This window comes from Mycobacterium terramassiliense, assembly GCF_900157385.1.
GTDB classification, from domain to species: domain Bacteria; phylum Actinomycetota; class Actinomycetes; order Mycobacteriales; family Mycobacteriaceae; genus Mycobacterium; species Mycobacterium terramassiliense.
Genome location: NZ_LT717700.1, coordinates 132,123 through 157,614 on the forward strand (window position 1 = coordinate 132,123; position 25,492 = coordinate 157,614).

Annotated in this window: 27 protein-coding genes; 11 read left to right on the forward strand and 16 right to left on the reverse strand. The window is 67.1% G+C overall.

Features of this window, described 5'->3' with window-relative positions; translation table 11 throughout:
* Positions 1-39 precede the first annotated feature (39 nt).
* Positions 40-1,290: an HNH endonuclease gene (locus tag MTAB308_RS08605; RefSeq protein WP_077099088.1), complete on the forward strand. Its 1,251-nt coding sequence runs from the start codon at positions 40-42 to the stop codon at positions 1,288-1,290.
* Here the strand turns inward: MTAB308_RS08605 and MTAB308_RS08610 are convergent.
* From MTAB308_RS08610 to MTAB308_RS08620, 3 genes are read right to left on the reverse strand one after another with little or no spacing between them, the layout of a single operon-like run.
* On the reverse strand, positions 1,252-1,968 hold the full coding sequence (locus MTAB308_RS08610) for a mycothiol-dependent nitroreductase Rv2466c family protein (protein WP_077099089.1): 717 nt from the start codon (positions 1,966-1,968) through the stop codon (positions 1,252-1,254). The genes MTAB308_RS08605 and MTAB308_RS08610 overlap by 39 nt on opposite strands.
* A 17-nt stretch (positions 1,969-1,985) precedes the next feature.
* Complete coding sequence (locus tag MTAB308_RS08615) at positions 1,986-2,921, reverse strand: HpcH/HpaI aldolase/citrate lyase family protein (protein WP_077100067.1); 936 nt, start codon at positions 2,919-2,921, stop codon at positions 1,986-1,988.
* A 60-nt stretch (positions 2,922-2,981) separates the two neighbouring features.
* A complete protein-coding gene (locus MTAB308_RS08620; protein ID WP_077099090.1) occupies positions 2,982-3,773 on the reverse strand; it encodes a hypothetical protein in 792 nt (263 codons plus the stop codon).
* A gap of 208 nt (positions 3,774-3,981) precedes the next feature.
* On the opposite strand from MTAB308_RS08620, the gene MTAB308_RS08625 reads away from it, so the two are divergent.
* The 3 genes from MTAB308_RS08625 (at position 3,982) to MTAB308_RS08635 (ending at position 6,427) form a co-directional block, all read left to right on the forward strand.
* Positions 3,982-4,257 (forward strand): WGxxGxxG family protein, encoded by a 276-nt coding sequence (locus tag MTAB308_RS08625; RefSeq protein ID WP_077099091.1) that lies wholly within the window; start codon positions 3,982-3,984, stop codon positions 4,255-4,257.
* Positions 4,258-4,369: 112 nt separating this feature from the next.
* A complete protein-coding gene (locus tag MTAB308_RS08630; RefSeq protein WP_077099092.1) occupies positions 4,370-4,936 on the forward strand; it encodes a hemerythrin domain-containing protein in 567 nt (188 codons plus the stop codon).
* Between the two features lie 27 nt (positions 4,937-4,963).
* Complete coding sequence (locus MTAB308_RS08635) at positions 4,964-6,427, forward strand: protein adenylyltransferase SelO (protein WP_077099093.1); 1,464 nt, start codon at positions 4,964-4,966, stop codon at positions 6,425-6,427.
* A gap of 210 nt (positions 6,428-6,637) precedes the next feature.
* Here MTAB308_RS08635 and MTAB308_RS08640 read toward each other — a convergent pair whose 3' ends face one another.
* Together MTAB308_RS08640 and MTAB308_RS08645 are read right to left on the reverse strand one after the other, a co-directional pair.
* Positions 6,638-7,465 carry an LLM class F420-dependent oxidoreductase gene (locus tag MTAB308_RS08640; protein ID WP_077099094.1) on the reverse strand — a complete coding sequence of 276 codons (828 nt, stop codon included), beginning with the start codon at positions 7,463-7,465 and terminating at the stop codon, positions 6,638-6,640.
* A 14-nt stretch (positions 7,466-7,479) separates the two neighbouring features.
* Positions 7,480-7,869 carry a DUF4267 domain-containing protein gene (locus MTAB308_RS08645; protein WP_077099095.1) on the reverse strand — a complete coding sequence of 130 codons (390 nt, stop codon included), beginning with the start codon at positions 7,867-7,869 and terminating at the stop codon, positions 7,480-7,482.
* 365 nt (positions 7,870-8,234) lie between these two features.
* Here MTAB308_RS08645 and MTAB308_RS08650 point away from each other — a divergent pair, with 365 nt between their 5' ends.
* Together MTAB308_RS08650 and MTAB308_RS08655 are read left to right on the forward strand one after the other, a co-directional pair.
* Entirely contained in the window at positions 8,235-8,939 is a 705-nt protein-coding gene (locus MTAB308_RS08650; protein ID WP_083746480.1) for a TetR/AcrR family transcriptional regulator, read from the forward strand.
* 134 nt (positions 8,940-9,073) lie between these two features.
* Positions 9,074-9,736 (forward strand): TetR/AcrR family transcriptional regulator, encoded by a 663-nt coding sequence (locus MTAB308_RS08655; protein ID WP_077099097.1) that lies wholly within the window; start codon positions 9,074-9,076, stop codon positions 9,734-9,736.
* Positions 9,737-9,749: 13 nt separating this feature from the next.
* Here MTAB308_RS08655 and MTAB308_RS08660 read toward each other — a convergent pair whose 3' ends face one another.
* On the reverse strand, positions 9,750-10,007 hold the full coding sequence (locus tag MTAB308_RS08660) for a hypothetical protein (protein ID WP_077099098.1): 258 nt from the start codon (positions 10,005-10,007) through the stop codon (positions 9,750-9,752).
* Positions 10,008-10,051: 44 nt separating this feature from the next.
* Here MTAB308_RS08660 and MTAB308_RS08665 point away from each other — a divergent pair, with 44 nt between their 5' ends.
* Both MTAB308_RS08665 and MTAB308_RS08670 read left to right on the forward strand, forming a co-directional pair.
* Positions 10,052-10,642: a DUF732 domain-containing protein gene (locus MTAB308_RS08665; protein WP_157900927.1), complete on the forward strand. Its 591-nt coding sequence runs from the start codon at positions 10,052-10,054 to the stop codon at positions 10,640-10,642.
* Positions 10,643-10,845: 203 nt separating this feature from the next.
* Positions 10,846-11,364 (forward strand): DUF732 domain-containing protein, encoded by a 519-nt coding sequence (locus MTAB308_RS08670; RefSeq protein WP_083746481.1) that lies wholly within the window; start codon positions 10,846-10,848, stop codon positions 11,362-11,364.
* A 72-nt stretch (positions 11,365-11,436) separates the two neighbouring features.
* Here the strand turns inward: MTAB308_RS08670 and MTAB308_RS08675 are convergent, their stop codons facing one another.
* A complete protein-coding gene (locus MTAB308_RS08675; RefSeq protein WP_077099101.1) occupies positions 11,437-12,999 on the reverse strand; it encodes a serine hydrolase domain-containing protein in 1,563 nt (520 codons plus the stop codon).
* A gap of 105 nt (positions 13,000-13,104) precedes the next feature.
* On the opposite strand from MTAB308_RS08675, the gene MTAB308_RS08680 reads away from it, so the two are divergent.
* Positions 13,105-13,776, forward strand: a complete 672-nt coding sequence (locus tag MTAB308_RS08680; RefSeq protein WP_077099102.1) for a M15 family metallopeptidase — start codon at positions 13,105-13,107, stop codon at positions 13,774-13,776.
* A gap of 11 nt (positions 13,777-13,787) precedes the next feature.
* On the opposite strand, the gene glnA is transcribed toward MTAB308_RS08680, so the two are convergent.
* Positions 13,788-15,224 carry a type I glutamate--ammonia ligase gene (gene glnA, locus MTAB308_RS08685; RefSeq protein WP_066908922.1) on the reverse strand — a complete coding sequence of 479 codons (1,437 nt, stop codon included), beginning with the start codon at positions 15,222-15,224 and terminating at the stop codon, positions 13,788-13,790.
* Between the two features lie 230 nt (positions 15,225-15,454).
* On the opposite strand from glnA, the gene MTAB308_RS08690 reads away from it, so the two are divergent.
* Both MTAB308_RS08690 and MTAB308_RS08695 read left to right on the forward strand, forming a co-directional pair.
* Positions 15,455-17,233, forward strand: a complete 1,779-nt coding sequence (locus MTAB308_RS08690) for an NAD-binding protein (protein ID WP_083746482.1) — start codon at positions 15,455-15,457, stop codon at positions 17,231-17,233.
* Positions 17,234-17,294: 61 nt separating this feature from the next.
* Positions 17,295-17,672, forward strand: coding sequence for a hypothetical protein (locus MTAB308_RS08695; RefSeq protein ID WP_066908887.1), 378 nt, complete (start codon positions 17,295-17,297; stop codon positions 17,670-17,672).
* Here MTAB308_RS08695 and MTAB308_RS08700 read toward each other — a convergent pair whose 3' ends face one another.
* From MTAB308_RS08700 to MTAB308_RS08735, 8 genes are read right to left on the reverse strand one after another with little or no spacing between them, the layout of a single operon-like run.
* Positions 17,673-18,419: a hypothetical protein gene (locus tag MTAB308_RS08700; RefSeq protein WP_096866095.1), complete on the reverse strand. Its 747-nt coding sequence runs from the start codon at positions 18,417-18,419 to the stop codon at positions 17,673-17,675.
* 46 nt (positions 18,420-18,465) lie between these two features.
* On the reverse strand, positions 18,466-19,200 hold the full coding sequence (locus MTAB308_RS08705) for a hypothetical protein (RefSeq protein ID WP_077099103.1): 735 nt from the start codon (positions 19,198-19,200) through the stop codon (positions 18,466-18,468).
* Between the two features lie 35 nt (positions 19,201-19,235).
* A complete protein-coding gene (locus MTAB308_RS08710) occupies positions 19,236-20,201 on the reverse strand; it encodes an MlaD family protein (RefSeq protein ID WP_066908881.1) in 966 nt (321 codons plus the stop codon).
* A complete protein-coding gene (locus tag MTAB308_RS08715; RefSeq protein WP_235852632.1) occupies positions 20,198-21,226 on the reverse strand; it encodes an MlaD family protein in 1,029 nt (342 codons plus the stop codon). The genes MTAB308_RS08710 and MTAB308_RS08715 overlap by 4 nt, the downstream gene beginning before the upstream one ends.
* Positions 21,227-21,246: 20 nt before the next feature.
* A complete protein-coding gene (locus MTAB308_RS08720) occupies positions 21,247-22,404 on the reverse strand; it encodes an MlaD family protein (protein ID WP_077099104.1) in 1,158 nt (385 codons plus the stop codon).
* 1 nt (position 22,405) lies between these two features.
* Complete coding sequence (locus tag MTAB308_RS08725; protein ID WP_077099105.1) at positions 22,406-23,428, reverse strand: MlaD family protein; 1,023 nt, start codon at positions 23,426-23,428, stop codon at positions 22,406-22,408.
* Positions 23,428-24,438, reverse strand: coding sequence for an MlaD family protein (locus MTAB308_RS08730; RefSeq protein WP_077099106.1), 1,011 nt, complete (start codon positions 24,436-24,438; stop codon positions 23,428-23,430). The genes MTAB308_RS08725 and MTAB308_RS08730 overlap by 1 nt, the downstream gene beginning before the upstream one ends.
* The gene (locus MTAB308_RS08735) at positions 24,435-25,490 is read right to left on the reverse strand and encodes an MlaD family protein (protein WP_077099107.1); all 1,056 of its coding nucleotides are present in this window, start codon (positions 25,488-25,490) and stop codon (positions 24,435-24,437) included. The genes MTAB308_RS08730 and MTAB308_RS08735 overlap by 4 nt, the downstream gene beginning before the upstream one ends.
* Positions 25,491-25,492 lie beyond the last annotated feature (2 nt).

Consider the following 25,492-nt stretch of genomic DNA (forward strand, 5'->3'; position numbering starts at 1 on the left):
GTAACGACGGTTGTCGGCGGGCGGGGTATACTCGAACACATGTTCGACGAACATCAATCGGCGCTGATAGAGCGCATCGCCGAGCTGGAGAGGGTCAAGTCCGCCGCGGCGGCGGACCAGGCCCGGTTGGCGGTCGCGCTGGACACCGCGCGGCGCGCCGCCGAGGCGGCCGCCGGCGTGCCCGCGGCGCAGCGCGGACGGGGCGTGGCCAGCGAGGTCGCGCTGGCGCGGCGGGATTCTCCCGCCCGGGGTGGGCGGCATCTGGGCTTCGCCAAGGCCCTGGTGCACGAGATGCCGCACACGCTGGCAGCGCTGGAATGCGGGGCGCTTTCGGAGTGGCGCGCCACCCTGATCGTGCGCGAGAGCGCCTGCCTAAACGTCGAGGACCGCCGCAGGCTGGACGCCGAACTGTGCGCCGATCCGGCCGGCCTGGACGGGATGGGCGACGCGCGGGTGGCCGCCGCGGCCAAGGCGATCGCCTACCGGCTGGACCCGCACGCCGTCGTCGACCGGGCGGCCAAGGCCGAGAACGAACGCGCGGTCACCATCCGGCCCGCGCCCGACACCATGACGTACGTGACCGCGTTATTACCTGTCGCGCAGGGAGTTTCGGTGTATGCGGCGCTGCGCCGCGAGGCCGACACCTGTGCTGACGGTCGATCCCGCGGGCAGGTCATGGCCGACACCCTCGTCGAACGGGTCACCGGCCGAGACGCGGCCGTGCCCATGCCCATCGCGGTCAACCTGGTGCTCACCGACGAAACGCTGCTCGGCGGTGCCGACGCGCCGGCCGACATCGCCGGCTACGGACCGATTCCGGCGGCGGTCGCGCGCGCGATGGTCGCCGACTCGGTCGGCGACCGGCGCTCCCTCGCAACGCTGCGCAGGCTCTACGCCCACCCGGCGGCTGGGGCGCTGGTGGCCATGGAGTCGCGGGCGCGGCTGTTTCCGCGCGGCCTGGCCAGATTCATCGCGCTGCGAGACCAGCGGTGCCGCACCCCCTATTGCGACGCGCCGATCCGCCACCGCGATCACGCCCAGCCCTGGGCCGACGGCGGGCCCACCACGGCGGACAACGGCCTGGGCTGCTGCGAGCGCTGCAACTACGCCAAGCAAGCCGCGGGCTGGCGGGTCCGCACGCAGGTCGACGAAAACCACACTCATACAGCGGAATTCACCACGCCGACCGGCCACACCTACCGGTCCGGCGCCCCGCCCCGCGCGCCCGCAATCACGGTCAGCGAAGTCGAACTACGCATCGGTGTCGCGCTGGCCCGCCACGCCGCTTAGGCGCTCGACGTCGATCACCTCGCCGCGATTGATGCTGACCCAATCGCGCCCGTCGAGGTAGGGACGCAGGCTCGTGCCGATGAGCTCGAGGTCGGCGGGCGCCTTGGGCCGCTGCAATTCGTAGACGTGCGGCAGCTCGGCCATGCCGGTCACCACGCTCCACAGCGTCAGGGCGGCCTGACCGGTCGGCGGGTCCACCAACACCGGACCGAACAGGCACTGCCCCGACAAGAACAGCGTCGGCACACCGAATCCGCCGGCATCGGTGACGCGCCGATGGTCCTCGCGAATCTCGTCGTGGGTGGTGGCGTCGTCCAGCGCCTCGTCGAGAATCGCGGCGTCGACGCCGATGTCGCCCAGCAGTTTTCGCGCGACCGCGGGATCGTGTGGCTTCCCGCCCAGGGTGTGCAGCTCACGCCCGATCGCGGCGTACCAGCGGTCCAGCGACGCCATGTCCGTTCGGCGCAGCAGCGCCCCGATCCGCATCAGCGACCAGCCGTAGGACCAGTCCCGTTCCCAGGGGTGCTTTTGGTCCTCCGAGCGGTTGATCTCTTCGAGGCTGAAGAACCGCCAGTTGACGGTGATGCCGAGCTGGTCGCGAACGTCGCGGATCCACAACGAAGTCTGATAGGCGAACGGGCACATCGGGTCGAAGTGAAAGTCCACCGCGTCGCTCATCTGACCTGCTCCCGGGCCTAGTAGTGATAGGTGTCCGACGGTGCCGGCGAGTGCACCCGCTCTTCGTCGTCGAACTCGGACACCTCGATGCCGTAAGCGCGGGCCAGCTCGAGGATCTTGGTCGCGCGGGCGATGCGCGGCAGGTCGGAGCCGTTGCGGATCTCTCCGCCGTCGCGCTCGAACTCGGCGAAAAACTCCTTGGCCCAAGAGATCTCGTCCTGCGACGGTGACAGCCCCTCGTTGACCACGGCGCACTGGTCCGGGGCCAGGCAGATCTTGCCCGTCATGCCGAACTCGACGGAAACCGCCGTGGCCTCGATCAGCTTCAGCGCGTTCGAGCCGATCGTCGGCCCATCGATGGCGCTGGGCAGGTTGGCCGCCTTCGCGGCGATCGTGAAGCGCGACCGGGCGTAAGCCAGGGTGGAGGGGTCCTCTCCGAAACCGGTGTCACGGCGGAAGTCGCCGATCCCGAAGGCCAGCCGGAAGGTGCCCTTGGCCGCGGCGATCTCGGTGATGCGCTCGAGGCCTCGGGCGGTTTCGACCAACGCCACGATCGGCACGTTGGGCAGCCGCTGGGCGGTCTCGGTAACGTGGTCCACCGATTCGACCATCGCAAGCATCACCCCGCCGACCGGGGTGCCGGCCAGCGCCGCCAGGTCGTCCGCCCACCACGGGGTGCCGAACCCGTTGATCCGGACCCAGTCCGTGTTGTCGCGGCTGAGCCAACGCACGACGTTCTCGCGGGCGGCCTGCTTGTCCTTGGGAGCGACCGCATCCTCGATGTCCAGAACGACGATGTCGGCCCGCGAATGCGCCGCGGACTGGAACCGGTCGGGATGCGCGCCGTTGACCAGCAGCCAGCTGCGGGCGAGAACGGGATCGATGCGCCAGCCGATGTCGGAGGGATCCGGCGCCTGCTCGCCGACCTGTTCATACGTCTGATCTGTCGCCATCTTCATTCCGTGAGTGCTAGCCGGTGTTTGTTAAACCGTAGCGGCATCTCAAACGGCCGGTCAGCCGGGCTTATGCGACCGGCGCCATAGCACGCGACCAACGGCCAGGGCGACGCACAGCACGACCGCGACGAGCAAGGACTGCAGGGCGAACACCGCGAAGTCGTTGACGTCGTAATAGTCGCCGTCGCCGACGCATTGGAAGCTCACGCTGGTGCCCGACTGGCCCGGCTTGTAGCTGTAATGCTCGGTGTTGTACGCCATCTCATACCCGCCGCGGCACACGATGGGGCTCATCCACAGCGCGGTCGACGGGATGACCGCCGTCACCGCCGCCGCGCCACCGACGCAGAGGCCGATCACCCCGCCCAGCATCGCGATGACCGGCCCGATCCAACCGGCCCCGCCACGCTTGCGCTGGGGCGCCGCGTACGCCGAGCGCGCACCCGGCTCCAAGAAGACCGGATCGGACGGGTCGCAACGCGAAAAGACAACCTGGCTCCCGACCTTGATGGTGCCGCCGGCCCGTAGGCCGGCGCGGGCCAGGACGTCCCGGTACTGCTGCTGCGACAAACCGGCGTCGATCACCGCGCGCGAGAGCGCCTCCCGGACCGGTGCCAGCCCCGGTGCCAATGGGTCGCCCCGCTCCGCCTGCAGGGCCTGCGCCAACCGGCGCGCGTGCTCGTCGATGGCCGCCATCTGCGCGGCCGAGACCGGCGATGGCTGCTCGACGGCCTGGTTCTCTTCCACGGCCGCCTTGGCGTCGGCCAGCTGCCGTTCCAGCTCGGCGATGCGCTTCTGCTGCGCGAGCTGCCGCTCCAGCTCGGCGATGCGCTGCTGGGGGTCATTCATCAGCAAATGATCGCATTTCGCCAACGCCGTCGCAGGCCGTTGTGCCGGGCACCCCACACGAGGTTTCACCGCCATGGCGCGGGGTAGCCCATCCCTTGCGACGCCAGGGGCCTTCGTCCCGCGCCGCTTCTCGCAGGGGCTAGAGGCGACTGGTCCCGACCTCGTTCTCGGTCACCCCTTGGTCGAGAGAACCAATTAAGGAGCAAACATGCGTAAGACCATTGCGGCCGTTTCTGCCACCGGCGCACTGCTGTTCGGTGGGGCCGGCGTCGCCAACGCCGCCGTCGAAAGCGCCCCGGCGCCGTCGTCGACCACAACGACGTTGGCGGACACCAACACCACCACCGACCAACACAGCGACAACAACGGCTTGTGGGGGCTGCTGGGCCTGCTTGGCTTGGGCGGGCTGCTGGGCCTGAAGCGCCGAAAGGACACCGCCGCGGTCACCGGTGTGGGCACCACCACCCCCGGGCGCGGCGTCTAGCCGTTTCCGTCGTACTCCCCCGTCAGGCGCGGCCGCGCCTGGCGGGGGCTCGCGTTTATGCGTTCTCCCACCGGGTATTTCTTCAATTCCCCTATCACTGGAGGTATCGGCGATGGCCGACATGCTCGTTCAATCACCCCAGGAAGTCGTCGCGTTCCTCAAGGCGCAGCACAACCTCATCGAGGACATGTTCGAAGAGGTGCTGCACGCTTCGGATCCCAAAGCGCGCGAAAAGCCCTTCATCGAGCTGCGTCAGCTGTTGGCCGTGCACGAAACCGCCGAGGAGATGGTGGTGCACCCCCGCGTGCGCCGCGAGGCCGATTCGGGCGACGGCATCGTCGACGCCCGCCTGCAGGAAGAGCACGAGGCCAAGGAACTGCTCGCGCAGATCGAGAAACTCGACATCACCTCGCAGCAGTTCATCGACGAGGTCACCAAGTTGCGCGGCGCCGTGCTCGACCACGCCCGGCACGAGGAAGACGAGGAATTCCCGGTGCTGGAGCGGGAAGTCGACGACGACGATCTCAAGCGGATGGGGACGGCGGTGCGAGCGGCCGAGGCCATCGCGCCGACGCGCCCGCACCCGGGCGTGGAGTCGGCGAAGCTGAACTTCGCGGTCGGGCCGTTCGCCTCGATGCTCGACCGCGCCCGCGACCTGATCCAGCAAGCTATCGGCTAGCACCGAGCCTTCCGTACTGTCGGTGGAGTGAGCGTCACACCGCAGACGACCGTCGCCCTCGCCGACCGGTTCTTCCGCGAGTTGCCGGAGCTGGCCGTCCGCTGGCAGGCCGAGGCGGCTCCCGAGGTGCACCCCCTCGTGGTCAACGACGCATTGGCCGCGGAACTCGGCCTCGACGGCGCGTGGCTGCGCAGCGCCGACGGGCTGCGTTTCCTGGTGGGCAACCTGGTCCCCGACGGGGCCGCTCCGGTGGCGCAGGCCTACGCCGGACACCAATTCGGCGGCTACGCGCCGCGGCTGGGCGACGGGCGGGCATTGCTGCTCGGCGAACTCGTCGACCCCCACGGGCGCCTGCGCGACATCCATCTGAAGGGGTCCGGCCCCACGCCGTTCGCGCGGGGCGGTGACGGCCTGGCCGCGGTCGGGCCCATGCTGCGCGAATACATCGTCAGCGAAGCCATGCACGCCCTGGGGGTCCCCACCACGCGGTCCCTGGCGGTGGTGGCCACCGGGCGCCCGGTACAGCGCGACACGCTGCTGCCCGGCGCCGTGCTCACCCGCGTCGCGAGCAGCCACCTGCGCGTCGGGAGCTTCCAATACGCCGCGTCCACCGCCGACCTCGACCTGCTGCGACGCCTCGCCGACCACGCGATCGCCCGCCACCATCCCGCGGCGGCGACGGCCGACCGGCCCTACCTGGCGCTGTTCGAAGCCGTGGCCGCCGCCCAGGCGTCGCTGATCGCCCGATGGATGCTGATCGGGTTCGTGCACGGCGTGATGAACACCGACAACATGACGATCTCGGGGGAAACCATCGACTACGGCCCGTGCGCCTTCATGGAGGCCTACGACCCGGACACGGTCTTCAGCTCGATCGATTTCTGGGGCCGCTACGCCTACGGCAACCAGCCGGTCGTCGCGGGGTGGAACCTCGCCCGGTTCGCCGAGGCCCTGCTTCCGCTGCTCTCCGGCGACGCCGAGGAGGCCGTCGCGCTGGCCGAGCAGGGGTTCGCGGTGTTCCGGCCCACCTACGATGCCGTGTGGTCGCCCGGCATGCGCGCCAAGCTCGGCCTGTCCGAGTCCGTTGCGGCACAACGGGTCACGCCATTGGTCGACGAGCTGCTCGCCCTGCTCAAGGAGAGCCACGTCGACTACACCTCGTTCTTCCGCCACCTCGCCCACGCCGCGCGAGGGGACGCCGAGCCCGCGCGCGGGCTGTTCGTCAACCTCGCCGGCTTCGACGAATGGATGTCACGCTGGCGGGCCCTGGGTCCCGACGCCGAGTCGATGGACCGCGCCAACCCGATCTACATCCCACGCAACCACCTCGTCGAAGAGGCTTTGGCCGCGGCGACGGCCGGCGATCTCGATCCGCTCGCGCGGCTCCTTGAGGCCGTCACCGACCCGTACCACGAACGACCGGGCTTGCAGCGCTACGCCAGCCCCGCGCCGGAGGATTTCGGCGCGTACCAAACGTTCTGCGGCACCTAGGGTTCCGCTACTGGGCGACGGCGCGGCTCTGGCAGGCGGCGGTCAAGCTCGATTTCGCCCTGCGCGAAGCGCGCGCCAGTAAGCCGAAGACCACGCCCGTCAGGATCGGCTCGAGATCCTTGGCGCATGCCGACCTGGGCCAGAATAGATTTGGTGACCGGCGCGACTGCTTCGGCCGCGTTCGGTTGGATTCGCCTACGCGGCAACGGTTTACGCCAGTTTCGCGAACTCGGCTTGCAGCTCGTCCAGGCGGCGAAGTGTCTCGTCGCGAGGTTCCGTCGGCAGTTCCACCAGGACCTGTTCCAGCCCGAGGGGAAGGTAGCCCTCGAGCTCCTTCGACGACTGATTCCCCAAGTGGGATCCGATCACGGGCACGTCGTGGCCGGCGGCGGCGCGCAGTTCCTCCAGCTGACCCGAAAGGGCATCCGCCGACGGGCTCATGGCAAGCCAGCCGGCCTCGAGCCGGGCGATGCGCTGGAAGCTCGCCGGCCCCCCGCCCAAGTACAGCGGCGGGTACGGCCGCGTGATCGGCTTCGGCCAGCTGTAGATCGGATCGAAATCGACGAAGTCGCCGTGGAATTCGGCCTCGTCCTGCGTCCAGATCTCGATCATCGCCCGCAGCCGTTCGTCGACCACCCGCCCGCGCACCTTGGGATCGACGCCGTGGTTGGCGATCTCTTCGCGCAGCCAGCCCACCCCCACGCCGAAGCGAAACCGTCCCCCGGAGACCAGATCAAGGGACACGACCTCCTTGGCGGTCAGGATCGGATCGCGCTGCGGGACCAGCGCGATCCCCGTCCCGAGGAGAAGGTTCTCGGTCGCGACCGCCGCCGCCGTCAACGCGACGAACGGATCCAGCGTGCGGTAGTACTTCCGCGGGATGGGGCCGCCCATCGGATATGGGGTCTTGGCGTTGACCGGGATGTGCGAATGCTCCGCCAAAAACAGCGAGGCAAACCCGCGCTCCTCGAGCGCCCGGCCCAGCTCGACCGGGCCGATCCCCTCGTCGGTAATGAAAGTCAGGACACCCAATCCCATGCGTGCTCCCATCGTCATTGCGCGGTCTCGCCTCGCGTAGTCCTGCGACTGGCGCCCCAGAGCCCGACGCCGATGCCGACCACGGCGCCGCCCAGTCCGATCAGCCGTTGCGAGGGTTTCAATTCATCGTGCACGCTGACGCCGCCGAGCAGGTCGGCCGCGTCGGCGCCGGCGGAAGCCAAAAACCAGCCGCGGGTGTTCTTGCCGCGCAGCGCGGCCGCCGCGAGCAGCCCCCCGATCAGCGCATCGCGATAGCCCATCGAACGCAGCAACAGTTGCGCCGTCGGCGTCGGCTCCTCCGGATCGCCCCACCACCGGTTCGCCCGGAGCGGATCGACGAGGAAAGAGATGCCCGACGCCAGACGGATGCCGCCGGCCAGGAGCGCTGCGCGATCAATCGACATGGCCGCAGCCTAGAGCCAATCGCCCCGGTGAACTACGGTTCACTGAAATTATCGTTTTCAGTTAAAAGAATCCACCCTGGCCCGGGCAAAAAAGTTTCGCCCAGTCGACCGATCTCGGCAAACGCGTTCCTACCACGCACATTTGCCGTATCGCGCTCGAGGGCCTGTACGCGACCCCGCCGAAAGCTCCGATACCAGCGACGAATGGTCGCCGGGAACTCGGGGCGAAAACAATTGTGCATCCGTCCAATAGTCTGTCCGCGAACATCGTGACGGCTCATGGGCGTTTCGTGACGAAGACTCACTCGACACGGGGTTTCCGAAAGCGGTGTGGACGAACGATCAGCGGATTATTTTTGTTAACTATGACGGGACAGGGGGATCCGGCAGCACGTCCGCAGCAGTATGTCGGCCATACGGTCACGCCCCGGCGCAAGAAACTCGCACCCGATCCCGACGTGCGCCGCGCCATCGTGGACGCCGCGTCGAAATCGGTTCGCGAGCAGGGGGTTCGGGGGCTCAGCGTCGCCACGGTTCTGGAACGCGCCCGGCTGAGCACCCGGGCGTTCTATCGGCACTTCGACTCCAAGGACCAGTTGGTGGCCGCGGTCTTTCTCGAGATGACGCGCAGCGAAGTGCTGCGGCTGAAGACCAGGATGTCGGAGGCCACCGACCCGGTCGAGGCCGTGGCGGCCTGGATCGACGGACGGCTGGACCTCGCATTCGACGAGGAGATCAAAGCGGAGCTGCGCCAGGTGTCCCTGGAGGCCCAGTCGAAGTCGTTCTCCGTTCCTGACATGGTGGCACCCGCCTACGGTGCGATTCTCGAGCCGCTCATCGAGCAGTTGCAACGCGGCCTGGAGCTCGGCGTGTTCAAGGACATCATCCCGGCGACCGCCGCGAAGTCGATCCACGGGGTGGTGTGGGCCGGCACGCAGCGGCAGTGGGCTACGAATCACTGGGACCGCAACGAAGTCCGCGAACGAGCCGTGCGCTTCTGCCTGCGCGGGCTGGGCGTGGCGCCCCGCGTCATCGAAGAACTCACCGCCGGGGACGAAGCCGCGTGCTAGTGGAACCGTTGGTTTCCACTTGCAGCACCCGCCGCCCAGTTTTCTCCTGAAATTAATGTTTCCGTTAACGGTTGTGCGGGGTACCTACGCGTAATGACACGCCTGTATAACCGGACCACTCACGTCTGACGCGCATGAACGGCCAGCTAACGCGACGACGGAGCAAGCTCGATCCCGACCCCGACGTGCGGTGCGCCATCGTCGCCGCCGCATCGAGATCCATGCACGAGCACGGCGTCCGGGGACTGAGCGTCGCGACAGTGCTCGAGCACGCGAAGCTGAGCACCCGCGCGTTCTACCGACACTTTGATTCCAAAGACCAGTTGGTCGCCGCGGTCTTCCTGGAGCTGGCCCGGCACGAAACGCAGAGGCTGAGAGGAAAAATGGCGAACACGGCCGACCCGGTCGAGGCGGTTGTCGCGTGGGTCGACGGCCGACTTGAACTCGCATTCGGTGAAGCTAACGACAACGGTGTACGCCGCCTCACCCTGGACGCCCACTCCAGGGGTGTCTCCTCTCCCGAGATGGTCGCACCCGCATACAGCGCGATACTCGAACCGCTCGTGGAGCAGCTCGAGCGCGGCCTGGAACTCGGCGTGTTCGAGGACATCGTCCCGATGACCGCCGCGAAGTCGATCCACGGGGTGGTGTGGGCCGGCACGCAGCGGCAGTGGGCCACCCATCACTGGGACCGCGGTGTGGTCCGCGAGCGCGCGCTGCGGTTCTGCCTGCGCGGACTGGGCGTTTCGCCCCACAGGATCGAGCAGGTCACCGGGCGACGTTCGGCCGCTGGCTGAGCGCCGGCGCGTTCTACTTGGCCGGGCAGGCGGCGGCGATTTGCGGCGACGCCGGCCACAACGCCACCGTCAACCCGAAGGCCGCGACGTCGGATCCGGCCGGCATCACGTTTTGAAGCCGCGCCTGCATCCGCTGCGTTTCCTCGGTGTGCACGACGGCCCAGACGAACCCGATGGACAGGTAGGGAATCGCTAGCCACAGCGCCATCTCGATCAGCGCCCCGACGCTGACCTCGTATTGCAACACGCGCCGCAGCAGGTCCATCGACATGTGAGGGTCTCACGGCGGGCTGCCGGTTCGCTACCATGGCCGTCATGGCCGAGCCGTCCCCGGCTGGCGACGAAACGTTCGCGCTCAACCGCGCCGAGACGGTTGCCGTACCCAATGACGCAACGGCGGATGCCGCCGATCGCACGTCCCCGCGCGCCTATGACGACGACGTCGGGGGCGAACCAGCGAGCGACCGTCAATCCTGGAGCGCCACCTGGCGCAAGGCCGGCGCGTTGCTCGCCGCTGGTCTTGCCCTCGCGGGAGCGATCATTTTCGCCTTTTGGCTGCTGAACCCGGATCCCAAGGGCACTCAGCCCGCCGCGCCCAAGGGAGCGGCGCCCGCGCCCGCGACCCCGTCGGCCTCGGCCGCGCCGCCGTCCATCGCCTCCACGCCGGACCAGGACAACAAGTACGTACAGAACCTGAACAACCACGGCATTTCGTTCGCCAATCCGGAGGCCGCCATCTCCAACGGCAAGATGGTGTGCAACGACATCGGTCGTGGGGTCTCGGTGCCGCAGATCGTCAACGCGTTTCACGCGAGCAACCCGGGGCTGGACGCCGAGACGTACGTGAGCATCTCCGTTCACGCGTACTGCCCGCAAAACGCCAACCTCGTCGGCGGAGGGCCGTAGCGCGGCGCCAATACCCTGTACGGACCGCCGCAGAAGTGACAAACTTCGACATCGACTACTGACGTGTCGTTGAAACCGAGGAATGCAAACGGTGCGATATTGATTGGACGTGGCGTTACCCGGGGAAGCCCGGCAGGGGGTAGACGTGGTCCGCGAAGGGGCAGCACCGTTGCCGCGCATCCGGGAGTCATAGGAGGCGGCGCATGACTGTCGAGGGCCGCGATGTCCCAACCGGATCGGCGCCTCGTCATGTGCCGCGCGGACTTCGCCGCAGGCAGACGCCCGCCGGGGTCCTCGTCGCGGCGGCAGCGTTCGCCGCGGCCGCCCTGGCCGGTCTCATCTCCGTGGGCGTGTACCTGTCCCGCGACAAGTCGGCGACATCGCCGGGACCGCAGACGGTGACGATCAGCGCATCGTCGGCGGCGATAGCCCCGGCCGACGGAGCGGACGCCCAATTCCTGTCCATGTTGGACAGCTACGGCATCAAGGACAACGGCAAGGCCGCGATCCGGCAGCGTTTCATGGAGCTGGGCCACCACACCTGTTTTTTGTTGTTGCCACCGCGCCCCCAGTCACTGGAGTTGACGGTGAACAACATCCTGTCCGCCCAGGACCAGGACACCGCCGCCGGCAATCGGTGGCCCATGCGTTTCACCCGTGACGACGCGGAGCATTTGGCCCAGTCGGCTGTCACCGCGTATTGCCCCAGTGCGCAGAAGTAGGTCCGCGGGGCCGAAAGTCGTTGTCGACGAACCGCTTTGCCGCGGAACCAACCGGTGTGGCACAGCGCCGAACTAGCGCCGGGGTTTGTCTACCCGCCCGGGCCGCGGGGCACTGCCGTATAGGCGCAAGGCCTGGGCCGCGGCGGTGGCCACCTCACCGCGCAGATCCGAGATCGGCGGACTGCCGCGCAGGTGGATCGAATTGGAGAGCAGGACGACATAGGTGTCTGAGCCGGGGTCCATCCACAGCGTCGTTCCGGTGAAGCCGGTGTTGCCGAAGCTGCCGACGGGAAAGACGGTGCCGCGCGGCCTGGAAAAACCCGTGTCGATGTCCCAACCGAAGCCGAACAGGTTCTGCCCGCTGATCGCCGGGTAGTTGGTGGTCCGGGCGGCTTGGTTGGCCGCTTCGAGTTGGTGCGCGGTATGTCCGGGTTGCTGGGGAGTCGTCATCAACTCCAGAGTCGCGGGCCGCAGCGGAAACGTGCTCGGGCGACCCGCGAGCCGATCGAGCAGGGCCTGCGCGTAGCCGCCGACATCGTGCGCCGTCGCGAACACACCGGCATTCCCGGCCACTCCCCCCATGCGACGCGCCGTCGGGTCATGCACGGTGCCACGAAGCAGGTAGCCGTAATCGGGGTTTTCGGCCGGATCGGCCCGGCTTTCCTCGTCGAGGGCTGTCGGGGCGATGCGCGGCAAGAGGCTGGCGTCCCACGCTCCCGCGGGACAACTTTCGGGCTCTCGTCGAACGGGCGAGGGAGCCCACGTAACCGCGGCCCCCCGAATCCCGTGCGGGCCACAGGCTTTGGCGGCGGGCAGATAGCGGGTGTCGTTCATGCCAAGCGGCGCAAAGATGTTTTGCTGAACGTAAACGTCTTCGGGGTCGCCGGTGACTTTTTCGAGCAGCGCGCCGAGCAGGATGTAGTTGATGTCGGAGTAACGGAAAGCCGCACCGGGCCCCGACTGGAGCGGGATGCTGAGCGCGCGATGGACACCTTCTGTCTTGTCGGCGCCGGCCAGTCCCCACGGGTCGCCCAGGCTGACGTCTATCCCCTCGCCGGACGTGTTCGTGAGCAACATCCGGACGGTCACCTCGGCACGCTGCGGATCGTTGGCCGGGTTGAAGTCGGGCAGATACTTCTGCACGGGATCGTCGAAGGCGACCTTGCCTTGCTCGTACAGCTGCATGATCGCGGTCGCCGTTGCGAGACACTTTGTCAGCGAAGCCAAATCGAAGATCGTGTCCTCGGTCATCGGCTCCGCCGGCGCGGGCGACCCGTCCAGCCCCTGTTCGCCGTCGAGCTTGCGCGAACCGTAAGCCTGGTGGAAGACGACCTTGCCGCCGTGCCCGATCACCACCACCGCACCCGGTAGCCGCCGCGCCGCGATCGCGTCGTTCATCAGCTTGGAGACGGTGGCGAATTCGGGCGCCGGGGGCTCGGGCGGCGCCTGCAACACCGGCGACGCCGGCGGCAGCTGCAACACCGGCGGCACCGGCGGCACCGGCGGCAGCTGCAGCACCTGCGGTCCCTCGCTCACGGGCGTGCGCGCCGCATCGCCGGGCGAGGAAGCCGCGGCGAGGGCAAGCAAGACGGCGCCGACGGCAACGATTTTTCGCACCGAATGCTTACCGGGCATGCCGCAAGCGTAAGTCGGCCGCCTGGCCGCGTGCAGTCCTATAGTTGATGCCCGGTGGGATCCCCATTCACGTCGCGGTGCCGAAGGTTTTTCGCGCCGGCCCTCATGGCGGCGGCTGCCGTCGTGCTGACGCAGTGCGCCTCCACGCCGCCACCGCGGGCGGCCACACCGCCACCGCCGAGCCCCCCGCCGTCCGCGCCGGGTGCCACGTCGGCCGCCGCCGAGGCGACCGTTCAGCCGGTCACGCCCGCGGAACTGGGCGCGAGCTGGCGCCCGGGCTGCCCGGTCGAACCCGCGCAGCTCCGGCGGGTCGCCGTCGACCACATCGGTTTTGACGGCCGGACACACCGCGGCGAGTTGATCGTCCATCAAGACCTGGTGCCGGAGGTCATCACGATCTTCGGGGAGCTCTACCGGCTGGGCTTTCCCATCGACAAGATCCGCACGGTCGATCACTACCCAGCCGCCGATGATGAGCTGTCCATGGCGGACGACAACACGTCGGCGTTCAATTGCCGAGGCATCCCGGGATCCAAGCAATGGTCTCCGCACGCGTACGGCCGGGCCATCGATCTCAATCCGCTGCTTAACCCGTGCATCTACGCCGGCGGTGCATTCGTGCCCAAGAACGCGGCGCCCTACGTGGACCGCGGCCGCACCGACCCGGGGCTCCTCCACGACGGCGACCCCGCCGTTCGCGCCTTCACCGACCGGGGCTGGCAGTGGGGTGGGGCCTGGACGACGCCGCTCGACTACCAGCATTTCGAGCGGCCCTGAGGCAGCGGCCCCTAGACGTCGTAGTACAGGGCGAACTCGTAGGGGGTCGGCCGCAGGTTGACGGGGGCGATCTCGTAATCGCGCTTATAGCTGATCCACGTCTCGATCAGGTCGGGCGTGAACACACCGCCCTCGGTGAGGTATTCGCTGTCTTCCTCCAGCCGGTCGATCACCACGGACAGCTGCGTGGGCGCCTGCGGGATTTCCGCGGCCTCCTCCGGCGGCAGCTCGTAGAGGTCCTTGTCGACCGGCGGAGGCGGTTCGATCTTGTTCTTGATGCCGTCCAACCCGGCCATCAGCTGGGCCGCGAAGGACAGATATGGGTTGCCCGAGGCATCGGGGCAACGGAACTCCAGCCGCTTGGTTTTCGGGTTGTTGCCGGTGATCGGGATGCGCACGCACGCCGAGCGGTTGCGCTGGCTGTAGACCAGGTTGATGGGAGCCTCGTACCCCGGAACCAGGCGCTTGTAGGAATTGACCGTGGGGTTGGTGAACGCCAGCAACGACGGCGCGTGGTAGAGCAGGCCGCCGATGTAGTGCCGCGCGGTGTCCGACAGGCCGGCGTAGCCGGTCTCGTCGTACATCAGCGGGACACCGTCCTTCCACAGCGACTGGTGGCAGTGCATGCCGGAGCCGTTGTCGCCGAACAGTGGCTTGGGCATGAACGTCACGGTCTTGCCGGCCTGCCACGCAGTTTGCTTGACGACGTACTTGAACATCTGATGATCGTCGGCCGCGTGCAGCAGCGTGTTGAACTGGTAGTTGATCTCGGCCTGACCGCCGCTGCCCACTTCGTGGTGGCCCTTCTCCAGGGAAAAGCCGGCGTTGGTCAGGTGGGTGAGCATCTCGTCGCGCAGGTCGACGTAGTGGTCGGTGGGGGCCACCGGGAAATAGCCGCCCTTGGGACGGACCTTGTAGCCGAGGTTGGGGCCCCCGTCGGACTCGGCCTCCGCGCCGGTGTTCCACCACCCCGATGTCGCGTCCACCTTGTAGAACGCGGTGTCCGTGCGCGAGTCGAAGCTGACCGAGTCGAAGATGTAGAACTCGGCTTCCGGGCCGAAGTAAGCGGTGTCGGCGACGCCGGAGGCGATCAGGTAGTTCTCCGCCTTGCGGGCAACGTTGCGCGGATCGCGCGAGTACACCTCGAGGGTGAACGGGTCGTGCACAAAGAAGTTCAGGTTCAGCGTCTTGGCGGCACGGAACGGGTCGATCGTCGCGGTTTCCGGATCGGGAAGCAGCAGCATGTCGGACTCGTGGATCGATTGAAACCCGCGAATCGAGGAGCCGTCGAAAGCCAGGCCCTCTTCGAACACGTTCTCGCCGAAGGCGTAGATCGGAATCGTGAAGTGCTGCATGGTTCCTGGCAGGTCGCAAAATCGCACGTCGACGTACTCGATGTTCCCGTCCCTGGCTAATTTGAAGATATCGTCGGGTGTCTTTTCGGACACAGAATGCTCCTTTGCGCAAGACGTTTCACGTGCGACGGCAGTGGTGCGATGGCTCTCTTTACGCCACATCTATTTCGTCCGCGTGACGAGCTCAAGTCGAACCTGTTGCGTCACAGTAAGACCCGGGCTTTCTCCGGTGGCACATTCCGGCTTGGTGGCCGATAGTTCTAGGAATGAAGGCCGTTGCCGCGAGGGACCCCGGTGACACACGAGCGAGGCCATCCCGCGAAATGGGAGAGGTTTTCCAATTTCATCGCGAGATCATCGTCGGCGGCGACGACCCACTGTCGAAGACGATCGCCGAGGAGCTCCGAGGCGCCGGCGCGCGGATCATCAAGATCAACACCGCCGCCGATCTGCTCGGTGCCGGGGTTCATCGCGCACGCGCCGTCGTCTGTGCCGGGCCCAACGATGCGGTCAACCTCGAAATCGCATTATTGGCAAGGGAATACAGCCCGAACGTTCGCGTGGTTGCGCGCCTGGCCAACGACGTGCTGCGCGAGGCGGTGACCGCCGTCAGCGGCCCGGGCGCGATCCTGGACGTCGCCGACCTCGCGACGCCCTCCCTCGTCGAGGCTGTGCTGTCGCGCAATGCGCACCAGTTCGAGACGGCCGGCATCGAGTTTGTTGTCTGGGGAGCCGAGGCGCCGTACGACGCGACACTGCGCGAGATCTACGCCGACCTGGCCCCCGTGGCGGTGGTCCACGGTAAGAATTCACCGACCCCGGGCGAGGTGGTGCCCTGCCCGGGACGGGATCTGCGGGTCTACGCCGGGGACTGGACGTCGATGATCGGCGTCAAAGACGAGTTGGAGGCCCGGGGTATCACCGTGCCTCCGCCGCCCGTGACGCGCTCTCGCCACTCCCGGCTGCGACGCGGCATCGACGCCGCGCGCGCCATGCGCGACGACGTGAACCCCATGCTGGTGCCCTCGTTGGCCTTCGCACTGTTCCTCACGCTCGGCTCGACGGCCCTGGTGCACTTCACCTACCGGAACCCGCGGATGTCATGGGTCGATGCCCTGTACTTCGCGTCCGAGACGATTACCACCGTGGGCTACGGCGATTTCAGCTTCGCCCAGCAATCCACATCCCTGCGACTGTTCGGCGTTGCGTTGATGTTCGGCGGCGCGAGCGTGACCGCCATCCTGGTCGCCTTCCTCGCCGACCTGCTGCTGTCGCGCCGCTTCGTGCAGACGGCCGGCCTCCGCCGGGCACGCCACATGCGCGACCACGTCGTCGTCGTCGGACTGGGGTCCATCGGCGTCCGCGTCGTCCGCGATCTCAGCGCTGCCGGATACGACGTCCTCGTCATCGAGCCGGACGAGAACAACCGCTTCCTGCAGACCGTGGCCGAACTCGATGTGCCGGTGATCTTCGGGGATTCGACGATGCGCCAGACGCTGGAATCGGCGCGCGTCGATCGCGCCCGCGGAGTGGCGGTGGTGACCCAGGACGACATGGAGAACATCGAGACCGGGATCGTCTTGCTGGAGATCCTGGGATCCGACACCAAGGTTCCGATCGTCATGCGCGTCCAGGGCCGCGCGTTGGGCACGGCGGTGAATCGGCGGTTCGGCTTCGAAAACGTGCGGTCGATCGTCGACCTCGCGGCCCCCTGGTTCATCGGCGCGGCGATGGGTTTGCACGTGCTCGGGACGTTTTGGGTCGGGCAGCGCTCCTTCATGGTCGGCGGAATGCTGGTGGCGCCGGGTAGCGAGCTGGACGGGCTGCGGATGGTGGAACTGTCCACCCAAACCCGCGTCATCGCGATCACGCGACCGGAAGGGCCGGTGAGGTTGCGTCCCCGCCGCGACGCCCGACTGAAGGCCGGCGACACCGTCTACATCATCGGCCCATACCGCGAGCTGATCACCACGCTGCGCAAGGGCCAGCCGCCACCGCAGACCGCGGTCAACGGTGAGCGCGCCGCGACCCTGGCGGCGGCGCGTGCGGCGCACCGGCCGGACGTGCGCCCGCCACGGTGGGCGCCGGAACCGGACGCCTGACCCCCACCAGATCGGACGAAGTTCGCGACAGAACGACCGAGCGGTGCAAAAGTGGGGGCCAATGCATCGACGAATTCTCTGTGCGCCGCTCTTGGTCGCCGCGGGCATGATGTGCCCGACGGCTACGCCGGCGGCGGCCGCGGTCGACGCGGAGTGCAGCGTCATCGTGCCGGCGGCCGATCGGCTGGAGAACGTGTTCAACCTGGTTTCTCCCTCCGGGACACCGGCTTACGTGGCAGGCCAGGTTCGGAACGCTCTGGCGCCGCTGCACGGCTTGAGGAGTCCGGCCGCGGTCGACCTCCGGATTCGCTCGGACATGCTGGCGTCTCAGATCGACGCCAGCGATCCCTACCGACCGGCCAGCCCAGAACGAATCGCCAGCGATCTCGCCAGGGCGAGGCAGCAGCTGGCGACGGCTCGCGACTACTGCGCGCCCTAGTTACTGCTGCCCTCGGCGCCACTGCCGAATCTGGATGCGCTCGGCGTCGGGCCAGATGGCTTTGGCGGCCGGTGACGCGCAGAAGCTCTCCTCGGCCTGGCGCAGGCTCATGTCCACCGCGTGCAGGCCGTCTTCCTGGTGGGCGCGGCAAACGACGGTCAGCACCCGGTGCGTGTTCGGATCCACCTCCTCGGCCTCGATGGTCAACACCACAACGAGCGTGTACCCGGCATCGGTCGGCAGATAGAACGTCAGGTCCCGGCTGTCCAGCGCCCCGGCGTTGGTCACCAGATAGCCGTCGCCGCTGGGATAGACGGCCTGTCCGACCATCTGGGTGCGTTCGTAATGGTTGCGGTCACCCGGCGCGCGCCACACCGCGAACCGGGTGTTTGGGCTGCCGTTGAACGGGTGTCGCGCGATCGGGATGATCAGCTCGTCCCGGCCGTCGCCGTCGACATCCTGGAGGACGACACCCCCCGGGCTCGAGGGCTCCAGCAGCTCGTCGATCGTCTGCACCACCGCGCCCGACGAGTCGGTCACGACAACCTTCACCGCGCCGGGCCCGGACAACTCCGGCACGGTCCAGTAGTTAACCGCGAAATCGAGGGCGCCCGAGTGCATTCGGCAGTCCGAATGCGGCGACGTGGCCTGCGGGCTGATCGGTGCGGCGCTCTGCGGGCACGGCGGCAGTGTCGTATCGGCCGCCGCGGTGGGGTACGCGGGGCAGACCGTGCCCGCGGTGGCCATCGTCGCGAGCGCGACCAGCAGCGGCAGCCGCTTCACAGCCGCGCACCTACCGTTTCGGTGCAGGCTTGGCCGGAGCGGGAGGCGGCTCGGCCGGCGGGAGCTGCTGCTCGACCGGCGGGTGGGATCCGGTCTTGGGGCCGATATCGGAAACCTGCCAGGTATTGCCCACCTTGTTGACGGTGACCTGCAACAGGATGATCGAGACCTTGGGCGTCGGGTTTTGCAGATTGCGGGTGGTTTGGTGGGCCGACACCACCACCTGGTAGACCCCACCGGGCTGAGCGACCGGGTCGATGGCCAGCACCTCACCGGTGGAGGTGACCTGGGCCTGCAGCATCACGCTTTTGAGCAGATCGCTGGCGTTGACGTATTTGTCTTTAAGCTGCTGCGACACACCGTCTTCGACGGAGCGGAAGAAGGCGTCCGGGTCTTCGAAGCTGTAGGTCAGCGACTTCAGCGCGTAGTCCTTGGCCAGCTGCGACACGGTGTCGCGATCGGCTTGCTGTTGGCGAAGCTCCGCGAGCTGGCCGGTCACCTGGCGGTACTTCATGAACCCGAACACGCCGCCGGCGAGCACCGCCGCCACGAGTAGGGCCGCGCCCCATCGCTTCGGGCTGTGCGGCCACGGCAGCAACTTCGGCGACCGCTTGGGCCGCGCGTCGTCGGCGGCGACCGGCTTCGCCTCAGCCTCGTCGGCGGCGGCCGCCGTGATGCCGGCGCCGTCAGGCTCACGCTCGCTGTCGTCTGTCTTTTCGTCTTCGCTGATAGCTGAGTTTGTCATGCCAGCTCTTTCTTTGCCGTAACTTCGTTCACCGATCACCGGTGCCATTCGGGCACGTTGAGTTGGACCCGCATTCCGCCGCTGTCGTTGAAGGTCGATTCCCAGAAGTCGAGCCAGTGCCCGGCGTCCACCTTGACGTCGTGTAGCGGTGCGACCGCGGGTTCCAGGACGGTGGTGAAGGTGCTGAGCGGGCCGGCCAGCATGTCGAGCCATTGGCTGAGCTTGGCTACCAGGACGCCCGCCGGATCGTCGGGGCCGACCACGCCCACGCCGGTGTGCGAAAGGGTTTCGATTTCGTGGACCATCCGCAAGAACGCCGGCACCGAGCGCGGTAGCAGCTTGCCGGTCTCGCTGATCACTTCGCCCGCGTTGATGTCGCCCAAGTTGGTGGTCATCGTGGCGAAGTTGCTAAACAGCGTGGCCAGCAATTGCTTGTCGTCGTGGATCACCCTGGCGGTCAACCCGGCGGTGGTGGCCAGGGAATCGATGCTGTCGTCGTTGCCGGCAAACGCCGCGGAGACGTTGTCGATGATGGTGTGTACTTGGTCGAGGTTCAGCGCAGACATCAGGGCATTGGCCTTGGTGAGCAAGTCGGCGCCGGTTACCATCGGCGCGACCCGGTCTGCCGGGATCACCGTCCCGTCGCTAAAGTACGGCGGCGCAATCAGTTTCGGTCTGAACTCGATGTACTGCTCGCCGGCCGCGGAGAGATTTTCCACGCTGATCGCGCTGTCGGCGGGCACCGGGTGCGCGCGGTCGAGGTCGATCGCGACCGCCAGCCCGCTCGTCGTGGTCTCGATACTCCTCACCCTTCCGACCTTGATGCCGCGCATCGTCACCTCCGATGTGGGCATCAGGCCGCCGGACGTGTCGAGCATCAACGTGAGTCGGGTGACTTGTTTGGTCGGGCTGATGTCGAGTACGCCGATCGACATGTAGGCCGCGCCGGCCAGGGTCATCACCGCCAGAATGGCCAGCGTGGCGCGGGCTCCGAATTTCATGGCAGCATTCCCATGCTTTGCATCGCCTTGACCGCCTGGTCGGCCTTGTCGGCGGGATCCACGCCCTCGTGCCCGGTCGGTGGATGAAGTTCGGAGACAATGTATTTCGGGCCCCCGTTGCGGAAGAACCCGAGGAGCTTGTAGTGCAGGAACGCGATCAGCTTGTCGGCGAGCACCGGAATGGTGGTGTCGACGGTTGCCAGCGTTCCGACCATTGGCGTGAGGTAGGAAAGCATCTGCATGATGTCGCCGACGATCGGGTTGGTGAGCTCGCCGCCGAGCTTGCTGACGTCTCGAGAGTCCCCGACGACGTTGAGGATGGCCATGGTGATCGCCGAAAGCCCTTGGAGCTTCGGCGGGCCCTCGGTCACCAGCCGGTTGAACACCGCGGTATTGGCCGCCATGTTGGTAGTGATGTTCTCCATGCTGGACAGGATGCCGTCGATGGTGTTCTGGTTGGCCGCCAGGTCATTGAGTACGCCGGCGAGGGTCTGCTGCATCCGGGTCAGCTCCGCTGGGCTTTTCGGGAACGCTTTGTTGGCGTTGACGACGGTGCTTTGCAGCGTGCCGATCGCGCCGCCGGCCACCAGGTTCGACACTGACCGCAAGAGGTCTTCGACGTTGTCGGCCGGGGCGGTGTTGCGCAACGGGATGGTGCCGCCGTCGCGCAGCACCGGCATGCCCCCGGCCCGATCCGCCGGCGGCAGGAGCGCGATGTAGATGTCGCCGAGGGGGGTGGCCTGGCGCAGTTCGGCGCGAGTGTTGCCGGGAAGCTTTGTGTCGCCGGCGATATCGACGTAGGCGACCGCCGTGGCGCCGTCGAGCTGGACGTGGTCGAGCACGCCGATCTGCACTCCACCGGAGTCCACCTTGGCCCGGGCGGGCAGGTTGAGCACGCTGGAGAACTGGATCTTGATTCGGTAGGCGTGGTCGGGGCTGTAGGCGCCCGGGACCGGCAGCCGGGTTGGATCCAGCGAGCACGCCGCCGTCAGGCAGATCGCCATCGCGGTCAGCAGCACGCGCATCCGGCTTGGGATCCTGAGGGTCATGACAACGCGGCCCCCAGGATGAGGTCGGTCAGGCCGAGGGTGACGGGATCCGACGCGGTGCCCGACGCGCACGCCGACGCGGCCCCGGGTACGTTCCGCTGCCGCAGCCCCTCACAGATGGCACCGGCCTGCGACGGTGAAATCGCCACCTGCGGTGGAATATAGGTGACGTTGTGGGTTCCCCACGCCGGTTCGTAGATGTCGCTCAGCCAGTGGCTGAACTGCGGCCACGAGTTGATCATGGCCATGATGGCCGGGGTGTGTCTGTTCAGCATGTCGCTCAGCCAGCCGATCCAGTGGTCGAGTCTTTGATAGACCCGCGGCCCCCACCGTTCCACCGCCTCGACCAGGATCGGCAACAGATGCGACAGGCGGCTCATCGCCGCTCCGAAGTTGTCCGACAGGCCCTCGACCAATTGGGTGGTCGCGGGAAGAGTTTGGACAAATCCCGCGAAACTGTCCCAGTTCTTGAGGAAGTCCGAGGTGAGTATTTCGCTGTTTTCGAATAGCTGCCGGTAGTCGGCGTCGGCCTTGTAGGGGTCGGCGAGCATGGTGACCAGATTGCGCAGCGTCTGATTGAGGCCGGCTCCGGTTCCATCCAGCGAGCGGCTGGCCGCGCGCAAGCTGTCGTTGATGGCCTGCACGCCCGGCGCCCGGGACGGGTCTTGGCCGTGTTGCGGTTCCATGATGGCGTCGGCGAGCTTGCCTATGGCGTTGAAGGTTTCGCTGATGCTGATCGGGGTCTTGGTGGACTTCAGCTTGATGCACCCCGGCCCGGTGAATTTCGGTCCCGAGGTGTAGGGCTTGGTCAGTTCGATGTGGCGGTCGGTGACAATCGATTGCGAGTAGGTGACCGCCCCGACGTCGGCCGGTAGGTCGAGGTCGGTGGGCACGGTGAAGTCGACCTCGACGTGGTCGGGCTTGTTGACGATCGCGCTCGTCGTGCCGACCTCGATACCCAGCAGCGCCACCTTGTTGCCGGGATAAAGCCCTACCGCGTCGGTGAATTCGGCGCACATCGCGCGGGTGTGGCCGGGCGCCACGACCCTGGCGCCGAAGACCACGGCCGCCGCGACCGCCGCGACGACGGCCACCACCGCGGCGATACCCCACCGGGAACGCAACCGCGGGCGCAGCGCCGACAACCTGCCCATCTCAACAGTTCCTCATGATGTTGGGCAGGCACAGGTCCTGCCCGGGCACCAGCCGGCTGTGCTGGTCGAAGACGACGCCGTTGCCACTGAGCATCGGCAACACGATGTTGAGGGTCTGCCCCAGGCCTTCGAGCGCCTCCCCCCACCGCTCGGGATGGGCGTTCAGCGTGTCGGTGATGTCTTCGAGTCCGTTGACAACCGGCCCGACCTCCCGGCCGTAGAACACCACGATGCGGTCGAGGATGCGGGCCAGTTCGCTGAGCAGGCCGAAGAACTCGACAATGTCGACCGACTTCGAGGTGTAGGACTGGCCGATGATGTTCAGCTGCTCGAACAGCGTGATGAGCTGCTTACGCGCGGCGACCGTGGCCCGCAGGCCGTTGTTGGTGAAGTCCAGGCTGCGATGGAAGTCGGCGGTGGACTTGCTCATCGAGCTTGTCAACGCATTGGCCGACCGGAGCAGGTCGCGCACCGCGTCGGGAAATTTGTTGGCGGCGTTGGCTACCTCGGTGAACGTGTCGTGGATGACTTGGCCGTTGACTTCCTTGATCAGCGGGGTTGCCGCCTGGATGATGTCGTTGACCTCGAACGGCAGCGTGACCCGTTGCGGCGGAATCACGTTGCGGCCCAGCGGCAGAGCGCCCTTCGGGTCGAGCGCCACGTAGTGGCCGCCCAGCGGGGTGAGCAGCTTGATGTCCAGCGTGGATTCCGAACCGACCAGCACCGAGCGCTCGACGTCGAACTTCATCTCGACGGCGGCGCCGTCGAGCCGGATGCCGGTGACCTTCCCGACCGGGATGCCGGCGATGCGAACCTGGTCGCCGGCGCGCACACCGCCGGAGTTGGACAAGCGCGCGGCATAACCGGTCTGGCCGGTCGGATTGAGGTAGGCCATCGCGGTGGCGGCCAACGCCGCAACGATGACGACGACGCCGATGATGCCGTGCCGGCGGCTGCGGACCGCGGCGGCGCGCTCGTCGAGCACGGGACGCCGCCGTCGTACGCTCTTGTCCCCGAACAGCATTACCGGCACACCACCAGGTTCTGCTGGGCGAACGACACCTGTCCGATCCCCGGCAGGGTGACCTCGCCGTGCGAGCACGAAAACGCCGGTCTGGCGGGCTGGTCGTCGACCAGCCAGTCCCGCATTCCCTGAATCAGCGACGGCGTGAGCGACAGGCCCGCGATGATCGTCGCGGTCTGTGGCCACATGCGGCTGGTCAGGTCGTAGAGCGGAACCGTCGTCCCGTCGAAAGTGTGCTCGGTGTATTGCAAGATGTGGGTGGTGTTCCGCAGGACGGGCAGACCTTCGTTCATCGCCGCGCGAAACTCCTCGGCCTTGGAACCGAACTTGGTCACCACGTCGTTGAGCGTGGCGATGAGATGAAACAGTTGCTGCGATTTGCCGCCTAGATCCTGGGAGATCGCGCTGAGATTGCGGAGCACGGCGGTGATGACGGCCTGGCGGTTCACGGCCAACTTGGAAATGACGTCGAGGTCGTGCAGGAACGGGCCGATGCCGTTCTCATCGCCTTGGATCAACCGCAGCAGGTTCTCGCCCAACAGGTTGAACTGGGCGGGGTCGAGGGTCTGAAAAATCGGCCGAAACCCGTTGAACAGCTTCGCGACATCGAACGAGGGAATCGTCTGCCCGAGGCCAAGGGCGCCCCCGGCCGGCAGCCGCCGATCCGGCTTGGCCGGCTGGACGAGTTCCACGTAGCGCTGGCCGACCAGGGTTTGATAGCGCACCGCGGCAACGGTGTTGGCGAACACCGGGTGATCGTCTTGCGCGGTGAAGTCCACCTTGGCGATCCGGCCGTCGAGGCGGATGGTTTCCACCTTGCCGACCTGCACGCCGGAGATGCGGACGTCGTCACCGGTGTAGAGACCCGACACATCGGAGAACGCCGCGGTGTAGCGGGAAACCGCGCCGGTGACGGGACTGCGCAAGGCGGTCAGCACGATGAGCGTGCACACCACCGATACCGCGGTGAAGATGGTCAGCCAAATCGCCGATTTGGTAACGCTTCTCACCGGCCACCCCGCTGGGGCGCGGGCGCGGGCGGCGGGGGCGGTAGGGCCGCCGCCAGCCCCGGCATGGCGTCCAGGGTGACCTCGATCTGCATGCGGACCTTGCCGTCGATGATCGGAAACGCGGCACTGGTGCGGTCCAGCAGACCCGAAAGCCGGTCATAGACCGGAGCCTGGCTGCCCTGGAGGTACGAGAGGGGCAGCAACACATCCATCATCGATTTCATGAAGGGCGCGAGCCAGGCGATGTTCTTCGCGAAGATCCCGTCCGCCTTGAAGAGGAGCTTCGCGGTCTGGTCCAGGATCACGTTCATGCGCTCGACCCCGTCGGGATGGGCCAGAAATTCCATCCCATTGAGTAGGTCATACGCCAGTCCGATGAGCGGGATGGCGTCGCTGGCGCCGTTGACCACCGAGGCGAACACCGATAGCGACCGCGAGAAGGGCACCTTCTGGGCGTCGACGAGCATCTTGATCAGATCGAAGTATGACCGGGTCACCGGCTCGGTCAGCTCGGCGTGCCGACGCACTATCTCGATGATGTGGTCGACATCGGGCGAGTCCACCATCTTGCCGATTTTCTGGCCCTGACGCAGCAGCCCGGTGATGGAGGTCGACCGGACGTTGCTGCCTATCAGCAGCGTCTGGTTCGGCCTCAGCCGGGCGCCGGCGCCGCTGCTGACCAGTTCGACCGCCGCGAGGCCAAAAGTGTTGGACGACATGAAGTTGGCCGTCGTGTCGGCGGCCAGGGCCCTGGCTTGGCGCGGCTCGAGTTCCACCGTGATCTTCTGCTTGTTGTATCCGGCCGATTGCAGCGTTTTCACCGATCCGATCGTCAGCCCGCGAAACTTCACCTCCGCACCCGGCGTCAGACCCTCGCCGATCGACTCGGCCACCACGGTCAGCTTGAACGTGTCGTCGTAGCCGCCGTTGCCCAGTTGATACAGCGCTATGCCGGCGATGCTCAGCGCCAGCACGGCGATGAGGCCCCTGATCCGCAACGAGCGCGAGCTGGGCGCCCGCACTCCTTGGTCCGACCCTGGCGGTAACGGCATCC

What these genes read in the sequence shown, in the direction of transcription:
- MTAB308_RS08605 (WP_077099088.1), top strand. Translation starts at nt 40, where the DNA reads ATGTTCGACGAACATCAATCGGCGCTGATAGAGCGCATCGCCGAGCTG.
- MTAB308_RS08610 (WP_077099089.1), bottom strand. Translation starts at nt 1,968, where the DNA reads ATGAGCGACGCGGTGGACTTTCACTTCGACCCGATGTGCCCGTTCGCC.
- MTAB308_RS08615 (WP_077100067.1), bottom strand. Translation starts at nt 2,921, where the DNA reads ATGGCGACAGATCAGACGTATGAACAGGTCGGCGAGCAGGCGCCGGAT.
- MTAB308_RS08620 (WP_077099090.1), bottom strand. Translation starts at nt 3,773, where the DNA reads ATGAATGACCCCCAGCAGCGCATCGCCGAGCTGGAGCGGCAGCTCGCG.
- MTAB308_RS08625 (WP_077099091.1), top strand. Translation starts at nt 3,982, where the DNA reads ATGCGTAAGACCATTGCGGCCGTTTCTGCCACCGGCGCACTGCTGTTC.
- MTAB308_RS08630 (WP_077099092.1), top strand. Translation starts at nt 4,370, where the DNA reads ATGGCCGACATGCTCGTTCAATCACCCCAGGAAGTCGTCGCGTTCCTC.
- MTAB308_RS08640 (WP_077099094.1), bottom strand. Translation starts at nt 7,465, where the DNA reads ATGGGATTGGGTGTCCTGACTTTCATTACCGACGAGGGGATCGGCCCG.
- MTAB308_RS08645 (WP_077099095.1), bottom strand. Translation starts at nt 7,869, where the DNA reads ATGTCGATTGATCGCGCAGCGCTCCTGGCCGGCGGCATCCGTCTGGCG.
- MTAB308_RS08650 (WP_083746480.1), top strand. Translation starts at nt 8,235, where the DNA reads ATGACGGGACAGGGGGATCCGGCAGCACGTCCGCAGCAGTATGTCGGC.
- MTAB308_RS08655 (WP_077099097.1), top strand. Translation starts at nt 9,074, where the DNA reads ATGAACGGCCAGCTAACGCGACGACGGAGCAAGCTCGATCCCGACCCC.
- MTAB308_RS08660 (WP_077099098.1), bottom strand. Translation starts at nt 10,007, where the DNA reads ATGTCGATGGACCTGCTGCGGCGCGTGTTGCAATACGAGGTCAGCGTC.
- MTAB308_RS08665 (WP_157900927.1), top strand. Translation starts at nt 10,052, where the DNA reads ATGGCCGAGCCGTCCCCGGCTGGCGACGAAACGTTCGCGCTCAACCGC.
- MTAB308_RS08670 (WP_083746481.1), top strand. Translation starts at nt 10,846, where the DNA reads ATGACTGTCGAGGGCCGCGATGTCCCAACCGGATCGGCGCCTCGTCAT.
- MTAB308_RS08675 (WP_077099101.1), bottom strand. Translation starts at nt 12,999, where the DNA reads ATGCCCGGTAAGCATTCGGTGCGAAAAATCGTTGCCGTCGGCGCCGTC.
- MTAB308_RS08680 (WP_077099102.1), top strand. Translation starts at nt 13,105, where the DNA reads ATGGCGGCGGCTGCCGTCGTGCTGACGCAGTGCGCCTCCACGCCGCCA.
- MTAB308_RS08690 (WP_083746482.1), top strand. Translation starts at nt 15,455, where the DNA reads ATGGGAGAGGTTTTCCAATTTCATCGCGAGATCATCGTCGGCGGCGAC.
- MTAB308_RS08695 (WP_066908887.1), top strand. Translation starts at nt 17,295, where the DNA reads ATGCATCGACGAATTCTCTGTGCGCCGCTCTTGGTCGCCGCGGGCATG.
- MTAB308_RS08700 (WP_096866095.1), bottom strand. Translation starts at nt 18,419, where the DNA reads ATGGCCACCGCGGGCACGGTCTGCCCCGCGTACCCCACCGCGGCGGCC.
- MTAB308_RS08705 (WP_077099103.1), bottom strand. Translation starts at nt 19,200, where the DNA reads ATGACAAACTCAGCTATCAGCGAAGACGAAAAGACAGACGACAGCGAG.
- MTAB308_RS08710 (WP_066908881.1), bottom strand. Translation starts at nt 20,201, where the DNA reads ATGAAATTCGGAGCCCGCGCCACGCTGGCCATTCTGGCGGTGATGACC.
- MTAB308_RS08715 (WP_235852632.1), bottom strand. Translation starts at nt 21,226, where the DNA reads ATGCGCGTGCTGCTGACCGCGATGGCGATCTGCCTGACGGCGGCGTGC.
- MTAB308_RS08720 (WP_077099104.1), bottom strand. Translation starts at nt 22,404, where the DNA reads ATGGGCAGGTTGTCGGCGCTGCGCCCGCGGTTGCGTTCCCGGTGGGGT.
- MTAB308_RS08725 (WP_077099105.1), bottom strand. Translation starts at nt 23,428, where the DNA reads ATGCTGTTCGGGGACAAGAGCGTACGACGGCGGCGTCCCGTGCTCGAC.
- MTAB308_RS08735 (WP_077099107.1), bottom strand. Translation starts at nt 25,490, where the DNA reads ATGCCGTTACCGCCAGGGTCGGACCAAGGAGTGCGGGCGCCCAGCTCG.